The following is a 17,853-nucleotide window of genomic DNA, read 5'->3' as shown; positions in this document are numbered from 1 at the left end:
GCGGCTCAGGCGGCGTCCATGCCCAGGAGCGCGGCCAGCGACCGTTCCAGCGACTCCGCGTCGAGGGGCTCGTCGTTGATGAGGGAGTACAGCAGGGCCCCGTCGACGAACACCGCGGCGGCGCGGGCCGCCCGGGCGCCCGCGTACCCGCTCAGGCTCCTGGTCAGCCCGTCCAGCCACAGGCGGGCCAGGGGCCGCAGCTCGGGCCGGTGAGCGGCCGCGGCGTAGAGCTCGTTCCAGGTCACCATCCGGTCGCGCTCGCGCAGGTAGTCGGCGGTGAGCGCGGCGAGGGTGGCGGGCACGTCCGCGCTGCGCTCCAGCTCCTCGCTCCAGGCGCACAGCCCCTCCTCGGTGACCTCGGCGGCGCGCGCGAGGGCGGCGGCGACCAGGTCGTCCAGGGAGGCGAAGTAGTACGTCGTCGCCCCCAGCGGGACGCCCGCGCGGGCGGCGACGAGCCGGTGCGTCAGGCCGTTCACCCCGACCTCGGGGATCAGCTCGCAGGCGGCCTCGATCATCCGGCGGCGGCGCTCTCCGGGGTTGCGCCGGCCGGTCAATGCGCACCCGCCAGGTTGAGCGTGACGACCCCGGCCACCACCAGGGCCACGCCGGCGACCTTCGCCGCGGTGAGCGGCTCGCCCAGGAAGAGCATCCCGATGACCACGATGAGCGTCGTGCCGAGGCCCGACCACACGGCGTAGGCGACGCCCACCTGCATGCCCCGCTCCAGGGCCTGGGTGAGCAGCAGGAAGGCGGCGCCGTACCCGGCCAGGCAGCCCAGCGACGGCCAGAGCCGGGTGAACCCCTCGGTGGTCTTGAGCAGGCTCGTCGCCACCACCTCGGCCACGATGGCCAGGGCCAGGAACGCGTACATCATGGCGATGGTCTCCAGAAGTAGTACATTCGTACATGTACAAGCGTACTAGTCCGCGTACGTCCGGGAATGTCGGAGGGTGTCGCTCCGCGGCCTGCCCGAGCCGGGCGCGTACGGTCGCCTCATGCGGACACTGCGGAGCGCCCCGTGAAGCGCGGCGGCATCCTCAACGCCGCCCTCGCGGGGGCCCTCGCGCGGCTCGGGCACACCGACCGGGTGCTGGTCTGCGACAGCGGCATGCCGCTGCGGCGCGGCGCCGAGATCGTGGACCTGGCGTTCCTGCCGGGGGTCCCGGCGTTCGAGACGGTGCTGGACGGCCTGCTCGCCGAGCTGGTCGTGGAGGGCGCCACGGCCGCCGAGGAGGTGCGCGAGGCCAACCCCGCATGCGACGCCCTGCTGCGCGCGCGGCTGCCGGGGCCGGCGTACGTGCCCCACGAGCGCCTGAAGGAGCTGGGCCGGGCCGCCGAGCTGGTGGTCCGCACGGGCGAGGCGCGTCCCTACGCCAACGTGGTCCTGCACTGCGGCGTCCCCTTCTGAGCGCCGCCGGGTTTGATTGACGCCGGGTGTCAACCTTGCATACTGGCCCGCATGATCTTCACGCAGGCAGAACTCGACTACCTGGCCGGGCAGCGCATCGGCCGCCTGGCCACCGTCTCCCCCTCCGGTGACGTGCAGAACAACCCGGTGAACTTCTTCGTGGACGCCGCCTCGGGCACGATCACCATCGGCGGGCACGCGCTGGGGGTGTCCAAGAAGTTCAGGAACGTCCAGCAGGGCAGCACCGTGTCCCTCGTCGTGGACGACCTGGCCTCGGTGGACCCGTGGGTGGTGCGCGGCATCGAGATCCGGGGCTCGGCGGTGGCCCTGACCGACCACGAGCCGCCGGTGCCGTACTTCTCGCGGGAGATCATCACGATCACCCCCGGCAAGATCATCTCGTGGGGGCTCGACGGACCCCGGACGACCCGCACGGTGTGACGACCCGCACGGTGTGATGCCGGTCGGCGGGCGGCGAGCGCGCCGGCCCGTCCGTCGGAGGTCCCGCGGGCGCCAGGCCCACGACTTTGCGGCATTCGCTCGCGAACGCCCCCCTCAGCGGCGACGATGGCGGCGTGAGCCGACGCGGGTTCGACTGGCGGATCGTGGTGGCGGCGCTGGCCGCCCTCGCGGTGGTCGTGCTGGTGCTCAAGGTGTGGGGCGCCTACAGGCCGGACGAGAGACCCAACCTGGCCGACGTGGTCGCCCTGGCGCTGACCGCGGCCACCGCCATCAGGGGGATGGCGGCCTGGGCCCGGCGCGCGCAGGACACCGCCGCCCGGATCGACGCCGACGTGGAGGCCGCCGCCGAGGTGCTGGCCGGGCAGGTGGAGCGGCAGTGGCGCACCGAGGCCCGGCACAGGCTGCTGGACGACCCGGTGCCGATCCCCGTCCTGTGGCGGCTCACCGCCGACGCGTCGGTCATGAGCCATCCCCGTCTGATCACCGCCGGGCGGGAGCCCGCCTTCACCGGCCGCAGCGACGACGTCGCGGCGCTGGCCCGCGCGTTCCGCGACCTGCCCCGGCGGCGGCTGGTCATCACCGGCGGGCCGGGCTCAGGCAAGACGACCTTGGCGGTGCAACTGCTGCTCCACCTGCTCGCCACCCGCAAGTCCGACTCGGCCGGCGCCACCGGGGAGATCGTGCCGGTCCCGGTGCTGCTGCCGGTCTCCGGCTGGGACGTCGAGGTCCACCCGCGCCTGCAGGACTGGCTGGCCGTCCGCCTGTTACGCGACCACCCGGCGCTGGCCGCGCCCCAGCTCGGTCCCGGCGCCGCCGCCGCGCTGGTGGAGGGCGGGCACGTCCTGCCGGTCCTGGACGGCCTGGACGAGATGCCCGAGCCGGCCGCGGCCCGGCTCATCGACGCTCTCAACGCCTCGCTGGACGCCCGCGACCAGCTCGTGCTCACCAGCCGGACAGCCGAGTTCGCCACCGCCGTCCGCCAGGCCGGCCGGCCGCTGACCGCCGCCGCGGTCATCGCGCCCCGGGCGCTGACCCCCGACGCCGCCGCGGACTACCTGACCGCGTGCCTGCCCGCCTCCCCCTCCCCGGCCTGGCAGGAGACCCTGACCGCCCTGCGCTCCCGCGCCCTTCCGGGCCTCACCCGGCTCGCCGCCACCCCGCTCGGCCTGTGGCTGATCCGCAGCGTCACCATCGCCCCCGGCGCCGATCCCGCCCTGCTCACCGGCCCCCTCGGCGGCGACACCGCCGCGCTGCGCGGCCACCTGCTCGACCGGCTCATTCCGGCCCTCATCGCCGCCCGGCCGCCCGGCGCCGGCCCCGCGGACCCCTTCCGCCCGCGCCGGCGGCTCGATCCGGACGCCACCCGCCGCTACCTCACCTACCTGGCCCGCGCCTTCCCGCCGGACGCCGGACGCGACCTCGCCTGGTGGCGCATCGCCGGCACCGTCCCCCGCCTTCGGGCGACGGTCGGCGCCCTCGGGCTCACGGCCGGGCTCGCCAACGGCGTCGCCGTCGGGCTCCAGTCCACCCTCACGGCCGGACTCTTGACAGGGCTCGTGTTCGGCCCCCTTCTGCTCCTGGTGGCGCGCGGCGCCGCCGGCTCCCTCGCCGCCGAGACCCCCGGCCACGCCGACCTGCGCCTGCGCGGACGGACGCGTCTCCTGCTCCGCTCGATCAGGGGCAAGCTCTGGGACGGGCTCACGACCGGGTTCTGGATCCTGATCGGGAGCATCTTCGCGTCGGTCGTCACGAGCGGTCTCGACGACTTCACCGACCTGCTGATCGGCGGAGCCGTCATCAGTCTCCTGATCGGGTTCGCGCTCGCCCTGGCGTTCGGGCTGATCGCCTGGGCGGAGCACCCCACGCTCACCTCCACGAGCACGCCCCGCTCCAGCTGGCGGGCCGACCGGAGCCTCGTGCTGCTGCGCGTGCTCGCGGTCGGCGTCTCCGCCGGGCTCGTGTACGGGTTGCTGGTCGGGCTCTCGTCCAGCCCCGTCGAGGGACTCGTGACCGGTCTCCTCATGGGGTTCGTGCTGGGTGTGAGCAGCGGGCTGGGCACGGGGACCCACCGCGCGTGGCTGATCTGCGCCATCGCGGTGGGCCGGGAGGCCCTGGCCCGCAGGCTCCCCTGGCGCATCATGGACTTCCTCGACGACGCCCACCGGGTGGGGCTGCTGCGCGCCGTCGGGCCGGTCTACCAGTTCCGCCACGCCGCCCTGCACGACCACCTCGCCGCCGCCGCCGACGACCCGCCTTCCGCGGCGGTGGGACCGGCGGTCTCCGGCTCGGCGGGGGCCGCGCCCACGACGGCTCAGTGAACGTCGCCGACGGGCCCGCGCACGCCATGATGCTGGTGAATCGATTCACGAGCCGAGCATCCGGAGGGACGGACAGCGGGAGGAGACGACTCGGCTCAGCCGATCGGCGGCGACGAGACCGGCTGGGGCCCGGCGATCGGCAGGGAGGTGGCACGGACGACAAGTTCGGGCTCGAAACGTCCCTGCATGTCCTGCTCGTCCTCGATGCCGAGCAGGAGGCGGACGGCGCCGGCCCCGAGGGCCGCCGAGGGGTGGCGGACGCTCGTGAGGGGCACGATCGCGAAGTCGGCGAACTCTATGTCGTCGTACCCCACCAGCGAGAGGTCCTCCGGCACCCGCACCCCGGCCACGATCAGCCCGTGCAACAGGCCCAGCGCGAGCAGGTCGTTGCCCGCGACGATGCCGTCGGGGAAGTCGCGCTCCGGCCGTTCGAGGAGCGTGCGCGACACCTCCTCCCCCACCCTCGCCGTCTGCACCCCCACCCGGACGACCTCCAGCGAGGCGGGCTGCCCCGACTCGGCGACGGCCCGCCGCACTCCCGCCAGCCGCAGGTCAACGTGAGGGTGGGGGCCTCCGGCGAACAGCAGCCGCCGCCTGCCCTGGGCCAGCAGGTGGGCGGCGGCCAGGTGGCCGCCCCGCTCGTTGTCGCCCGAGATCGCCGGATAGCTGTGCGGGCCCGGCGCGACGCCGACGAGGACGAACGGCGTGCCCCGGCTGCGCAGGCCGAGCAGCTCGGCGGGCACGTCGCCGACCGGGGCGGCGATGACGCCGCTCACGTGCTGCGACTCGAAGAAGCTGAGGTAGGCGCGCTCCCGCTCGGCGCTCTCGTCGCTGTTGGCCAGCAGGATGAACCGGCCGTGCGCGGCGGCCTCCGCCTCGGCGCCCGCCGCGATCTCCGCGTACACCGGGTTGGCGGCGCTGGAGACGAGCAGCCCCAGGGCGAGGCTGTGGCCGGCGCGCAGCCGACGCGCGGCGTCGTTGCCGACGTAGCCGAGCTCGTCGGCGGCGGCGAGCACGCGCCGGCGCAGGTCGGGCGAGACGCGGTCGGGCTGGGTGAAGGTGTAGGACACGGTCGCCCGCGAGACGCCGGCGCGGGCGGCGACGTCGCCCACCGTGGGGACGGAGCTCACGGCCCTGGGGCGCCGTGGCGGGGAGGTCATCGCGCTCCTCGTCGTCGTGCGGGTGGAGGTCGCGGTCAGCCTAGCGCGCGTGAATGGATTCACGAAGCCGCCGTCGGACCGTTGACACGGCCCGGCGGCCCCTCGTAATCTGCTCGACACGCTCGTGAATCGATTCACGGCGATTCACGACACGTCACCTGGGCGCGCCCCGGCAGTCGGCCGGCGACAGCCCGGCAGACGTTCCCCGTCCACGCATCCCGACCTCATCCCCCCGTGGCTCCATCGGGCCCGGCACCCATCTGCGAGAGGAGTCACACGTGGCCGTGCCGCACGCGACGACGACACCGCCCGGAGCGCGGGCGCCCGCCGCCCGCACCTCCCCCACCGCGCGAGGACAGCGAGCCGGGGTGCGGGCCCCGTGGTGGTTCGTGGTCCCGGCGGTCGCCGTCTACGTCTTCATCGTCGTCGTCCCCAGCGTCAACGGCGCCGTGTTCTCCTTCACCGACTGGAACGGGCTGCGGCCCGGCTGGTCCTTCGTCGGCCTGGGCAACTACGCGGACGTCCTGGCCGACCGCGCCGCCCGCGACGCGCTGGTCAACACGCTGCTGCTGGCCGCCACGGCCACCGTCGCGCAGAACGTGGCCGGGCTGCTGCTGGCCCTCGGCGTGAACCGCGTGGTCAGGAGCCGGTACGTGCTGCGCGTCGTCTTCTTCGCGCCCGTGGTGCTGACGCCGCTGGTCGCGGGCTACGTGTGGAGCTTCCTGCTCTCGCCCGACGGCGCGCTCAACGAGGCGCTGCGCGCGGCCGGGCTCGGGGCGCTGGCGCACGACTGGCTGGGCGACCCCGGCACGGCCCTGTACGCGGTCGTCGCCGAGATCGTCTGGCAGTTCGCCGGCTACTCGATGGTCATCTACCTGGCGGGGCTCCAGGCGATCCCGGCCGAGGTGCTGGAGGCGGCCACGATCGACGGGGCGGGCGCGTGGAGCCGGTTCCGCCACGTCGTGCTGCCCCTGCTCAACGGCGCCGTCGTGATCAACGTGATGCTCTGCCTGATCGGCGGGCTCAAGCAGTTCGACCAGGTGATGGCCATGACCGGCGGCGGTCCCGGCACCGCCACCGAGACGATCTCCACAGCCATCTACAAGAGCGCCTTCTCCCTGGGCGACTACCCCTTCTCGATCGCGCTGGCCGTCGTCATGACCGCGGTCATCGCGGTGCTGGCGGGCGTCCAGTTCCGCCTGACGCAGAGGAGGAGCTCCTGATGGACGCCCGCTACACCTGGCGGACCCTCGTCCGCGAGGCGACGCTGGTCCTGCTCGCCCTGCTGTTCCTCGTGCCGCTGGCCGGGCTGCTCAACGTCTCGCTGAAGCCGCAGGACAGCCGGGGCGGCGCGCTGGCCTTCGCCTGGCCGCCCACGCTCGGGAACTACGCGCGGGCGTGGAACGAGGCGAGCCTGGGGGCGGCGCTGGCCAACAGTTTCGTCATCACCGTCGTCAGCGTCGCGCTGATCATCGCCCTCGCCGCCGCGGCCGCCTACCCGCTGGCCCGCGTGACGCGCGGCTGGTCGCGGGCCACATTCTCGCTCCTGGTCGGCGGGCTGCTCGTCCCCGGGCAGCTCGCGCTGCTCCCCCTGTACGCGACCATGCGCGACCTCGGGCTGCTCGGCACGCTCTGGGCGGTGGTCCTCGTCAACGTCGGGCAGCAGATCCCGTTCTCGGTCTTCCTCTACACGATGTTCCTGCGCGAGCTGCCGCTCGACTACGAGGAGGCGGCGCTGCTCGACGGATGCGGCCCGGTGCGCTCGTTCGTCACCGTGGTCTTCCCGCTGCTGCGGCCGGTCACCGGAACCGTGGTGATCCTCAACGCCGTCGGCATCTGGAACGAGTTCTTCACCCCGCTGCTCTACCTGGGCGGCAGCGACACCACCACGGCCCCGGTGGCGATCTACGGCTTCGTCAGCCAGTACGTCTCCCAGTGGCCCCTCATCTTCGCCGGCCTGGTGATCAGCGTCATCCCGATCCTGGTCCTGTACTTCGCGCTGCAGAAGCACATCATCAAGGGCTTCGCCGGCGGCCTCAAGGGCTGAGCCGCCCACACCCCCCTGTTCCCCGACTCCGGAGACCGTCATGAAGTCGTTCACCGTGTTCACGGCCGCGTGCTGCCTCGCCCTCGCGGCCGCCGCCTGCTCCACCTCGGGCACCGGGTCCGCCGGCGCCGGCGGGCCCGGCCAGGTGCTCACGCTGGCCGCGGCCGGCCAGGGCCCGGCCAAGGCCGCGATCGAGGCGTTCCGCAAGGCCAACCCCGGCGTCACCGTGAAGACCACCTTCACCGAGGACGACGCCTCCTACCAGCAGCAGATCCGCACGCAGCTCTCCTCCGGGACCGCCCCGGACGTCTTCCGCCTGTGGCCCGGCGGCGGCAACACCATGGCCGTGCGCGACCTTGGCAAGGACGGCATGCTGGCCGACCTGTCCGGGGAGGACTGGGCGGGCGGCCTGAGCGCCGACCTCAAGGCCGTCACCAGCGACCCGGCCGGCAAGGTGGTCGCGGTCCCGGTGACCATCGGCGCCATCGGCGCGGTGTGGAACGACCAGGCGCTCCAGGCGAGCGGCCTGGCCAAGCCGACGACGTGGCCGGAGGTGCTGCGCTTCTGCGCGGACGCCAAGGCCAAGGGCGTCGTGCCGTTCGCCCTCGGCCTCAAGTCGGCCTGGGTGACCCAGCTCGTGCCGTACGCGCTGACCGCCTCCCTCGTCTACGGCCCGAACCCCGGCTTCACCCAGGCGCAGAAGGACGGCAAGGCCAGCTTCGCGGGCTCGGCGTGGAGGCAGGCGCTGGAGAAGTACGTGCGGATGCGCGACCAGGGCTGCTTCAACGACAGCCCCAACGGCGTCGGCTACGACGAGCAGATGCGGATGTTCGGCCAGGGCCAGGCCCTGGGCGTGGTGCACGTGCTGTCGGCCGTGCAGTCGGCCCGCGAGTATGCCCCGGCCGGCACGACGTTCTCGATGACGCCCTTCCCCGCCACCGACAGCGCGGCCGGCACCTACCTGCCCGTCTCGGTCGGCATCGTCTACGGCGTCAACGCCAAGGCCAGGAACCCCGAGCTGGCCAGGCGGTTCATCCGCTTCCTCGCCTCGCCCGAGGGCCAGGCGCTGTACGCGACGGCCTCGGGCAGCAGCCCCGCCCTGTCGGCCCCCGGTTTCCGGGCCGACGCCCTCCAGCAGCCGGTCCTCGACGCCGTCGAGGCCGGGCGGTCCACGCTCTACCCGGACCAGGCGTGGCCCGGCCCCAAGGTCCAGCAGGAGCACCTGACCTCGATCCAGGAGCTGTTCAACGGGACGGTCGACGTGCCGGGCGTGCTCAGGCGCATGGACGACGCGTTCGCCTCCGCGCGGTGAGACCCCCGAGACCGCTCGATCCCCGACCTCGAAGGAAGCCATGACCGCCATGGAGGCGTGCCTGTGGATCACGCCCAAGATCTTCGACGACCTGCGTGACCCCGCCCCCGGCGTGGCGGCGTTCTTCGACCACCACGCCGGCTGGCTCGACCGGACCCTGACGCTCGTGTTCTGCGCCGGCAACGGCGACCACGTGCTGAACTACGCGGGCCGCCACGCGTGGGACGACCGCTTCGACTGGGCCCGCTACAACTGCTTCGCGCTCGGCCCGGGCGGGCCCGCCGCGATGGCCCGGGCGCACAACCGCGACTGGCTGGCCCGGGTGCGCGACGGCGGGGAGCGCTCGGCCAACCCGTACTCGGCGGGGCCGATGTTCACGCTGTCGGAGCAGCCGATGGACTACGAGACGCTGGCCGGGATCTACGCGGCCGTGCGCGCCGAGGCACGGACGCGGGGACTGCGGGTGCGGCTGCTGGAGTACCTGGAGCCGGGGCCCGAGTTCTGCCGCAGCGAGTGGAAGACGGTCCTGCATCCGGAAGTGGCGGCGAGCGCCGCCGACGCCGGCGGGCACCTGGTGCCGGGGGTGATCGACGTGACGGCGCCGCTCGCCGCCGACGGGCGCCGGTACGCCGCCTTCCCCGGCGGCATCCCGGCCGGGCTGCCCGCCGGGGACTTCGTGGCCGCCCAGACGGCCGCGTTCACCGGCGACTTCGGCCTGGACGGGGTGCTGCTCGGCAACCAGTTCGGGCTCGTGGGCTTCTGGCACCCCGACAACGCGCCGCCGCCCACCCCGGAGCGCTCCGCCGGGATCGAACGGTTCTTCCTGCGGCTGCGGGCGGCCATGGGCGAGCGCCTGGTGTACTGGATGGACACCTACTGGCGGGCCGAGGTGGAGCGGTCGGCGTGGGGCATGACCGACGCCGCGTACCGGAGCCTCGACGCGATCCTGGTGAGCACGTTCGCCGTGCTGGTCGAGCGCACGGAGATCGTGCCGAACCTGCTGAGCAAGGCCGCGCTGGGCGGGCCGCGCCCGCTGCTGGGCCTCGACTTCGTGGACCCCTGGTACTGGTACCGCACCTACCTCGACGACCGCCGGACGTACCGCTACCAGCGGGAGGTGCTGGCCGGGCACGCCGCGTCGCTGGCCGGGGTCTCGTTCTTCGCCAACGACACCTTCGGCCACTTCGTGCCCGCCGCCGAGCTGGCGGCCACCCTGGAGGTGGTGCGGAAGGCGGAGATCGGCTGACGCCCGGGACAGCGGACCTCAGGCGGCGGTCAGGCGTAGACCGAGCCGGTCTCGGTGAGCAGCGCGTCCAGCACGCGCAGGGCGCGCCACGCCCGCGTGAGCCCGAAGAGCGCCGAGAAGCGCACGACGGCGCGCAGCTCCTCGGGCGTGGCCCCCGCGCCGAGGGCCCGGGTCACGTGGGCGCGGAAGCTCTCGTCGAGCGTCTGGTAGAGCACGTCCACGGTCATCGTGGCGAACGCGCGCTCCCGCACGGCGATCCGCGTCATGCCGCCGCGCATCCGTGACTGCAGGGCCATGTACGCGGCGAACGGCTCGTCCAGGCCGCGCACGGCCCGCACCATCGACGCGGGCAGCGGGCTGCCCGTGCCGTCGGCGTCCACCTCGTGCCCCTCCTCGCCGGCGCCGTCCAGGCCGCGGGCCCGTTCGATGCCGGCCAGCCGTTCGAGCGCGGAGCGGGCGGCCGGGTATCCGCTGTCGTAGGCGATGAAGCGGAGCAGCTCCCGCAGGTCCGCCGCGGGCACGCCGTGCTCCAGCGCCGCCGTCACGTGCTCCTCGAACGGCACGCCGAGGGTCTGCTCGCAGACGTCGGCGACCAGGGACAGCAGGATCTTCTCCCTCGTGGTCAGCTCGGGGAGCTCGTCCCAGAGCGCCCGGTAGGTGGCGGCGCTCATCTCCGCGAACACCGGGTCCAGCTCCTTCATCCGCACGTCGGCCGGGTGGTCCATGAGTGTCCTCCATGACTGAACGGTTGTAGCGCTACGACTGTAGCCCAACAGTTGTGGTCCTACAATGGGGCGCCATGGACAACAGCGGCGGGCGCGGGCGCAACCCGCGGGGCCAGGGCGAGCGGCTGCGCGAGGAGATCGTCACCACCACCGTCCGGCTGCTGGACGAGCTCGGCGACGACCAGGCACTCTCGCTGCGGGCCGTGGCGCGTGCGGTCGGCATCGCGGCGACCTCGGTCTACATCCACTTCGACGACCGTGACGCGCTGGTGCTGGCCGCGCTGGAACGCTTCCACGCCGACCTGGTGCGCGCCGTGGACGAGGCGGAGGCGGCGGCGCCCGACCCGGCGGGCGCCCTCCGGGCCCGCGTCCTGGTGCTCGGCGAGTGGGTCCGCAGGCACCCCGGGCTGTACAAGGTGCTGCACGAGAGCACCCTCAACCAGCGCGCGGCCATGGCGTTCAAGCAGGAGCTGGCCGAGCGCACCACCGCCGCCGTGCGCCGCTGCATGGACGCCGGGCTCGCCCCGGACGGGGACGCCGCGACGGTCTCCCTCGACCTGCGCGCGGCGGTCCACGGCGCCGTGTCGATGCGCGTCAACCAGCCCGACGTGGCCTGGCCGCCGCTGGAGGAGCAGGTCGACCGGTTCCTCGCCAAGCTCGTCGGCCTCACCCCCGCCTCCGCCTGACGCGCGGCCCCCGCCGCGGCGAACCCGGGGGCGATCATCGGCGTCGTAGGAGATGTCCGCGTCGGGGCGCACCGAGCCGGGCAGGGGCGCGAAAGCCCGGTGCCGCGGCACGTCGAACGGGGGACTCCATGGTGCTGAGAATCCATTTCACGGGCGACGACCTCGCGCGCACGCGCATCGCCCCCGGCTGCGACGCCATGTGGGAGGTGATGCTCAGCCTCTACCGGTTACGCCGCCGCGAGGGGGCGATCGTCTTCAGCCAGTGGAAGAAGGACGCGCTGGCGAAGGCGCCCGCGGCGACCAGGATGCTGACGACGCTCGTGCCCACGCGGGGCTACGCCGTCGACTTCCTCACCCCGCGCACCGAGCGGGGCTCGATCGCGGCGGGAGCCGAGGCCCTGCGCCGGACCCCGCGCGAGCGGCTGCGCATGGACCTGGTCGAGCTGTCCTGGCGCCATCCCGGCAGGCGGCTGCCCGGCTGGCTGGGCGGCCTGGCCGCGGGCGGCCCGCGGACGCTGGACGCCGTCGCCGGCGCGGCCGAGGCCTACTTCGAGGCGTGCCTGTCGCCGTACTGGCCGCGCATCCGCGCGCAGGTGGCCCAGGAGCGCAGCCGCCGCGGCCGCGTGCTGGTCGAGGGCGGCTGGGAGGCGGTGCTCTCCACGCTCCACCCGTCGGCGCGGTGGAGCTTCCCGACGCTGGAGCTGTCCTATCCGGCCGACCACGACATCCACCTCCACGGCCGGGGGCTCGTGCTGCAGCCCTCGTTCTTCTGCCGGCGGACCCCGATCACGCTGCGCGACCCCGAGCTGCCGCCGGTGCTGGTCTACCCGATCGAGCACGACCCCGCCTGGGCGCACGGCGACGCGCCCGGCCGGCGCCCGGCGCTCACCGGCCTGCTGGGGCCGACCCGGGCCCAGGTGCTGGAGACCATCGCCCACGGCGACTGCACCACCGGTGAGCTGGCGCGCCAGCTCGACATCCCCGGTTCGACCGCCAGCCGCCAGGCCACCACCCTGCGCGAGGCCGGCCTGGTGACCAGCCACCGCCTCGGCCAGGCGGTCGTCCACACCGTCACCGACCTCGGCGCCGCCCTCCTCGACGGCCGGCGGCCCGGCCTAATCGCCTAGCCCGGGGGCCGGGCCACCCGCGTGCGGAAGCGGGTGCGGTAGGTCGTGGCGCTCAGCCCGTAGTAGCCCTTGAAGCGCCGCGCGAAGTAGCTCTGGTCGGCCCACCCCACCGCCTGGGCGATCGAGGTCACCGGCTCGTCGGTGCGCAGCAGCAGGTCGGCCGCGGTCTCCACCCGCAGCCGCGCGAGATAGGCCATCGGCGGCAGCCCGGTGGCCGACTTGAACAGCCGCACCAGGTACGCGGGGCTGAGCCCGACCGTCCCGGCCAGCTCCCCCAGCGTCCACTCCCGGGCCAGGTCGGCCTCGACCATCCGGACGACCCGCATGACCGTCGGGTGGGTCAGCGCCGCCTCGGCGGCGTCGTCGTCCCGGACCGAGCCGACCGTGCGGGACAGCAGGCCGAGGAAGAGCGACAGCCAGCCGATCACGTCGGCCCGGTGGCGCCGGATGCTGCCGTCCCGGAGCCGGTCGAGCTGCTCCAGGTAGCCGACGGACAGGGCGAGGTCGTGCCCGTCCAGGTGGGCGGTGAGCACGCCCCGGCGCTGCAGGGAGTGCGGGCCGGTCCAGAGCAGGTAGCCGAGCAGGGCGTCCTCGCGGGTCCACGACAGCTCGTCGCGCAGCAGGTCGGTGCCGACGCAGCAGTTGTACAGGTCGAGCCCGGCGCACCGCTCGTACCCGTGCCACACCCCCGGCCGCAGCAGCACGACGTCGCCGGCGGCCAGCTCGTGCCGCCCGGACAGGGAGTGGTGCACGGCGGTGCCGCCCACGACGACGGCGATCTCGACGAAGCTGTGCGTGTGGACGGGCTCCTCGCCCTCGTGGGCGTAGCGGCGCGCGTAGGCGGGCGAGCCGTCGTCGAAGTGGAGCAGCCCGCGGGTCATCTTCAGCGGCGATCCCGTCACATCGGCCACCCTAGCCGCGCAGATCAGGTCAATTTCCTCCAAGTCAGACGCCTTTCGTGCTATCTGCGAAGCCGCACCACCTCGGATGATGCTTCCTGTCCGCTCATCGACACACCGGACACGAGCCGGTCACACCCGCGGCCTCGGTACGACGGACCTCCTTCCGCAGCCTCCCCGTCCCGCCCCGCGCTCCGGCCGCGGGGAAACGCCCGCGCGCTCCCGCATCGACAGGCAGAGGAAGGACGATCGTGCCCAGCCTGACCCCGTACGGCCTGACCTGCGAACTCCTGGAGGAACCCCTCGGGCTCGGCGAGCCCCGCCCGCGCCTGTCGTGGCGGACGGCCTCCGGCGCGCGGGGCGAGGCCCCCGCGGCGTACCGGCTGCGGGTGGCGGCGCGGCCCGAGGACCTCGACGATCCCGCGCGGCTGCTGTGGGACACCGACCTGGTCGAGCCGCCGGAGACCCCGTACGTCCACTACGACGGCCCTCCGCTGCAGTCCGGCACCCGCTACCACTGGCGGGTCTCGCTGTGGGACGCAGCCGGCGCGCCGTCGGGCGAGGCGACGTCCTGGTTCGAGACCGGGCTGCTGCACGCCGACGACTGGAGCGCCGCCTGGATCGGTCCCGACCCGACGCTCGTCGCCGTCGCCGACCCGCCACGCGACGACGACCGCACCGAGCGCACCCGCCCGCTGGCGCCCTGCCCGCTGCTGCGCCGCGCCTTCCGGGTCGAGGGCGAGGTCGTGCGGGCCCGGGTGTACGTGAGCGCGCGCGGCCTGTACGAGCTGTCCGTCAACGGCCGGCGGGTCGGCGACCACGAGCTCGCCCCCGGCTGGACCGACTACCACGAGCGCGTCCCGTACCAGGCGCACGACGTGACGGAGCTGCTGCGCGAGGGCGACAACGTGATCGGCGCGACCCTCGCCGACGGCTGGTGGAGCGGCTACGTCGGCTTCGACGCCCGCCGCCAGGCCCTGCACTACGGCACGGCGCCGCAGTTCCTCGCCCAGCTCGTCGTGGACCACGCCGACGGCTCGCGCCGCGTCGTCGCCACCGACGGCGCCTGGCGCGCCGGGCAGGGCCCGCTCGTCTACAGCGACCTGCTCATGGGCGAGCGCCACGACGCGCGCCTGGCCGCGACGGGCTGGGACGCGCCCGGGTTCGACGACCGCGGCTGGGCCCCGGCCGCCGTCCTCGACCGCGACCTGTCGGCGCTGACCGCGAGCGCCGATCGGCCGGTGCGCGTGGTGGCGGAGCTGCCCGCCGTATCGGTCACGCCGCGCGGCGACGGCCGCCACATCGCCGACCTCGGCCAGAACATGGTGGGCCGGGTCCGCCTGACCCTGCGCGGCCTGCCCCGCGGCGCCGCGGTCAGGCTGCGGCACGCCGAGATGCTCGACGACGGCGAGCTGTACCTGGACAATCTGCGCACCGCCGAGGCCACCGACCACTACGTGGCGGCCGGGGAGCCGGTGGAGGTGTTCGAGCCGCGCTTCACCCTCCACGGGTTCCGCTACGTGGAGGTCAGCGGCGTGCCCGGTCCGCTGCGCGCCGAGGACGTGACCGGCGTCGTGCTCATGAGCGACACGCCCGCGACGGGCGAGTTCCACTGCTCGGACCCGATGGTGACGCAGCTCCAGGCGAACATCGTGTGGGGCCAGCGGGGCAACTTCGTCGCCGTGCCCACCGACTGCCCGCAGCGCGACGAGCGGCTCGGCTGGCTGGCCGACGCCCAGGTGTTCCTGCCGACGGCCGCGCGCAACGCCGACGTCGCCGCGTTCTTCGCCCGCTGGATGCGCGACGTGGTCGGCGCCCAGGACGCCGGCGGCGCGTTCCCGGACGTCGCCCCGAAGATCTGCGTCACCACCGAGGGCGCCCCCGCCTGGGGCGACGCGGGCGTCATCATCCCGTGGCAGCTCTACCGGCTGTACGGGGACGTACGGGTGCTCGAACGCTCCTACGACGCGATGGCGGCCTGGGTGGAGCACGTCCGCAGGCACAACCCGGACCTGATCTGGCGCGAGCGCGTGGGCAAGCACTACGGCGACTGGCTGCAGATCGGCGTGGAGACGCCCAGGGACGTGCTGGCCACGGCCTACTTCGCGCGCTCGGCCCAGCTCACCGCGCAGGCCGCCGCCGTGCTCGGCCGCAAGGACGACGCCGCCGCCCTCGCCGAGCTGCACCGCTCGATCCGGGAGGCGTTCGTCGAGGCGTTCGTCGGGCCGGACGGGCGGGTGGCCGGCGGCACCCAGACCGCCTATCTGCTCGCGCTGGCCTTCGACCTGCTGCCCGGCCACCTCGTGCCGGCCGCCGCCGCTCACCTGGCCGCCGACGTGGAGGCCCGGGGCCGGCACCTGACGACCGGCTTCCTCGGCGTGTCGCTGCTGTGCCCGGTGCTGACCGAGCACGGCCACGCCGACCTGGCGTACGCGCTGCTGCACCAGGAGGACTTCCCGTCGTGGTGCTACTCCATCCGGCACGGCGCCACCACCATCTGGGAGCGCTGGGACGGCTGGACCGAGGAGGGCGGCTTCCAGTCGGCGAACATGAACTCCTTCAACCACTACGCGCTCGGCTCCGTGGGCGACTGGCTGTACGGGCGGGTCGCCGGCATCGACCAGGACTCCGGCTCGGTCGCCTACCGGCGGCTGCTGCTGCGGCCGACCGTCGGCGGCCGGCTGAGCTGGGCACGGGCTCACCAGGAGACGCCGTACGGCCGCGTCGCGTGCGGCTGGCGCCTGGAGGACGGCCACGTCACCGTCGAGGTGTCCGTGCCGCCGGGCGCGACGGCCGTCCTGCACGTCCCCACCCGCGACGCGGCGGCCGTGCGCGAGGGCGGCCTGCCGGTCGAGGCGGCCGAGGGAGTGCGGGTGGCCGGTGAGTGGCGCGGGGTGCTGGCCGTCGAGCTTGCCTCCGGCGACTACGCCTTCACCGCGCCCCTCTGACCCGGCCCCGACGACCTGACCGCTCCCGACGACCGGCAAGGAGGTGACCCGCACCCCGCCTTCGCTCCGCCCACCCCCCAACGGAGAGGACACCCCCCATGTCCACGTTGATCGCCCGCATCGCCGCCCTCGTCCTGCTCATCGTCGCCCCCCTGGCCGCCGCCACCGCCGCGTACGCCGACCCGGTGGACGACTCGGCGTACGGCACCCCGCTCGTCGCCGTGCCGGGCGCCGGCGTCATCTGGCACCCGACGACCGGCCTGAGCTCGCTCAAGGCCCAGCCGGGCCTGACCCAGGTGGCCTTCGCCGACGTCATGGCCAGCGTCAACCACCCCATGCGCGCCTGCGACGCCACCGAGGCGGCGGGCCTGCCCGTCAAGCCCGCCGCCACGGTGAGCTGGTGCTGGGACACCGGCGACGCCGACACCGAGACCTGGATCCCGCAGAGCGTCACCACCTCCGGCGACGCCGACGACGACGGCGCCTGGGGACCGTACAAGGTCATCCTGGGCGGCTGGAACCACTGCAACGCCGCCGAGTGCGGCAGCAGCACCCGCAACAACGACGCCCGGGTCGCCTTCATCGACTACACGAACCCGTCGGCGCCGAAGTACCGGTGGGTCTACCTGGTCGCCCCCACCGACGGCACCAGCAACGCGAACGCCACGAGCTACGCCAACAACACCTTCGGCCCCGCCAAGGCGCACATCGGCGGCATGGCGTGGTACGGCGACAAGCTGTACGTCAGCGCCACCGGCGCCAACTCGACCGGCATCCGGGTCTTCAGCATGAACGAGATCCTCCAGGTCAACGACGCGAGCTCGGCCATCGGCAAGACCGCCGCGGGCTACGCGGCCTACGGCTACCAGTACGTCATGCCGGAGGTCGGCTTCTACAGCTACGCCAGCGGCACCTGCACGATGAGCAGCGACTCGGGCGTGCCGTGCTTCGCGTCGATCTCGCTGGACCGCAGCACCGCGCCGGACACGCTGACCGCCGTGGAGTACTTCAACGACCCCGCCCTGCACGGCCGCCTCTACCGCTACGACCTGGGCGGCGCGGACTTCCTGCTCGCCGGCGACTCGCGGGGCTACACCCCGGCGGCCCAGGCGTACCGCACCCAGGTGGGCAACATGCAGGGCGCCATGTCCTGGAACGGCACGTGGTACGTCTCGCACAGCTGGCCGGACGAGCGGGGCGAGCTGTGGGCGCTGACCACCTCCGGCGGGCGCTCGCACACCTGCGCCAACCCCTACAGCTCACCGTACGAGTGCTGGTCGATGCATCCCGAGTCGCTGTCGTACAACTACGCCACCGGCATGGTCTGGTCGCTCACCGAGTGGACCAGGAACCAGTGCGCCACCGAGATGCCCGCCCCGCAGAGCTGCGGCCGCGCCATCTTCGCCTTCCCCCGCACCGCCCTCCCCTAGCCCGGGAGGTGCCGGTCCGGAGAGCCCGGCCCGGGTGGAGAGCGCCCCCCAGTTCTCCACCCGGGCCGTATCCGTGGGCGGCGCG

Annotated in this window: 16 protein-coding genes; 11 read left to right on the top strand and 5 right to left on the bottom strand. The window is 74.0% G+C overall.

The features are described 5' to 3' along the window. Positions 1-5 precede the first annotated feature (5 nt). Positions 6-554, bottom strand: a complete 549-nt coding sequence (locus tag HT134_RS17155) for a TetR/AcrR family transcriptional regulator (protein ID WP_217707972.1) — start codon at positions 552-554, stop codon at positions 6-8. Beyond that, entirely contained in the window at positions 551-874 is a 324-nt protein-coding gene (locus tag HT134_RS17150; protein WP_175601372.1) for a DMT family transporter, read from the bottom strand. Before HT134_RS17150 ends, HT134_RS17155 begins: the two co-directional genes overlap by 4 nt. A 144-nt stretch (positions 875-1,018) precedes the next feature. On the opposite strand from HT134_RS17150, the gene rbsD reads away from it, so the two are divergent. From rbsD to HT134_RS17135, 3 genes are all read left to right on the top strand, one after another. Continuing rightward, complete coding sequence (gene rbsD, locus HT134_RS17145) at positions 1,019-1,408, top strand: D-ribose pyranase (RefSeq protein ID WP_175601371.1); 390 nt, start codon at positions 1,019-1,021, stop codon at positions 1,406-1,408. Positions 1,409-1,459: 51 nt separating this feature from the next. Next, complete coding sequence (locus HT134_RS17140; protein ID WP_175601370.1) at positions 1,460-1,849, top strand: PPOX class F420-dependent oxidoreductase; 390 nt, start codon at positions 1,460-1,462, stop codon at positions 1,847-1,849. A 134-nt stretch (positions 1,850-1,983) separates the two neighbouring features. Beyond that, a complete protein-coding gene (locus HT134_RS17135) occupies positions 1,984-4,188 on the top strand; it encodes an NACHT domain-containing protein (protein WP_175601369.1) in 2,205 nt (734 codons plus the stop codon). Between the two features lie 95 nt (positions 4,189-4,283). On the opposite strand, the gene HT134_RS17130 is transcribed toward HT134_RS17135, so the two are convergent. After that, the gene (locus HT134_RS17130) at positions 4,284-5,348 is read right to left on the bottom strand and encodes a LacI family DNA-binding transcriptional regulator (protein ID WP_175601368.1); all 1,065 of its coding nucleotides are present in this window, start codon (positions 5,346-5,348) and stop codon (positions 4,284-4,286) included. Between the two features lie 278 nt (positions 5,349-5,626). Here HT134_RS17130 and HT134_RS45650 point away from each other — a divergent pair, with 278 nt between their 5' ends. Genes HT134_RS45650 through HT134_RS17110 form a run of 4 tightly spaced genes read left to right on the top strand, consistent with a single transcriptional unit; the run spans position 5,627 to position 9,953 of the window. Continuing rightward, on the top strand, positions 5,627-6,571 hold the full coding sequence (locus HT134_RS45650; RefSeq protein WP_312888183.1) for a carbohydrate ABC transporter permease: 945 nt from the start codon (positions 5,627-5,629) through the stop codon (positions 6,569-6,571). Further along, on the top strand, positions 6,571-7,395 hold the full coding sequence (locus HT134_RS17120) for a carbohydrate ABC transporter permease (protein WP_175601367.1): 825 nt from the start codon (positions 6,571-6,573) through the stop codon (positions 7,393-7,395). Before HT134_RS45650 ends, HT134_RS17120 begins: the two co-directional genes overlap by 1 nt. Before the next feature lie 40 nt (positions 7,396-7,435). Continuing rightward, positions 7,436-8,707 (top strand): ABC transporter substrate-binding protein, encoded by a 1,272-nt coding sequence (locus HT134_RS17115; protein WP_175601366.1) that lies wholly within the window; start codon positions 7,436-7,438, stop codon positions 8,705-8,707. Positions 8,708-8,747: 40 nt separating this feature from the next. Next, complete coding sequence (locus HT134_RS17110) at positions 8,748-9,953, top strand: hypothetical protein (RefSeq protein ID WP_175601365.1); 1,206 nt, start codon at positions 8,748-8,750, stop codon at positions 9,951-9,953. A gap of 29 nt (positions 9,954-9,982) precedes the next feature. Here the strand turns inward: HT134_RS17110 and HT134_RS17105 are convergent, their stop codons facing one another. Continuing rightward, on the bottom strand, positions 9,983-10,678 hold the full coding sequence (locus HT134_RS17105) for a carboxymuconolactone decarboxylase family protein (protein ID WP_175601364.1): 696 nt from the start codon (positions 10,676-10,678) through the stop codon (positions 9,983-9,985). A 74-nt stretch (positions 10,679-10,752) separates the two neighbouring features. Here HT134_RS17105 and HT134_RS17100 point away from each other — a divergent pair, with 74 nt between their 5' ends. Together HT134_RS17100 and HT134_RS17095 are read left to right on the top strand one after the other, a co-directional pair. After that, positions 10,753-11,364 carry a TetR/AcrR family transcriptional regulator gene (locus HT134_RS17100; RefSeq protein ID WP_175601363.1) on the top strand — a complete coding sequence of 204 codons (612 nt, stop codon included), beginning with the start codon at positions 10,753-10,755 and terminating at the stop codon, positions 11,362-11,364. Between the two features lie 128 nt (positions 11,365-11,492). Then, the gene (locus tag HT134_RS17095) at positions 11,493-12,491 is read left to right on the top strand and encodes an ArsR/SmtB family transcription factor (RefSeq protein WP_217707970.1); all 999 of its coding nucleotides are present in this window, start codon (positions 11,493-11,495) and stop codon (positions 12,489-12,491) included. Here HT134_RS17095 and HT134_RS17090 read toward each other — a convergent pair. Beyond that, complete coding sequence (locus HT134_RS17090) at positions 12,488-13,393, bottom strand: AraC family transcriptional regulator (RefSeq protein ID WP_175601362.1); 906 nt, start codon at positions 13,391-13,393, stop codon at positions 12,488-12,490. The genes HT134_RS17095 and HT134_RS17090 overlap by 4 nt on opposite strands. A 248-nt stretch (positions 13,394-13,641) precedes the next feature. Between HT134_RS17090 and HT134_RS17085 the strand changes: the two genes are divergently transcribed. Together HT134_RS17085 and HT134_RS17080 are read left to right on the top strand one after the other, a co-directional pair. Then, positions 13,642-16,338 carry an alpha-L-rhamnosidase gene (locus HT134_RS17085; RefSeq protein ID WP_217707969.1) on the top strand — a complete coding sequence of 899 codons (2,697 nt, stop codon included), beginning with the start codon at positions 13,642-13,644 and terminating at the stop codon, positions 16,336-16,338. Between the two features lie 98 nt (positions 16,339-16,436). After that, positions 16,437-17,768 (top strand): hypothetical protein, encoded by a 1,332-nt coding sequence (locus HT134_RS17080; protein ID WP_175601361.1) that lies wholly within the window; start codon positions 16,437-16,439, stop codon positions 17,766-17,768. Positions 17,769-17,853 lie beyond the last annotated feature (85 nt).

The organism is Nonomuraea rhodomycinica, assembly GCF_013363995.1.
GTDB lineage: Bacteria > Actinomycetota > Actinomycetes > Streptosporangiales > Streptosporangiaceae > Nonomuraea > Nonomuraea rhodomycinica.
This window is presented reverse-complemented; position numbering and strand designations above follow the sequence as displayed.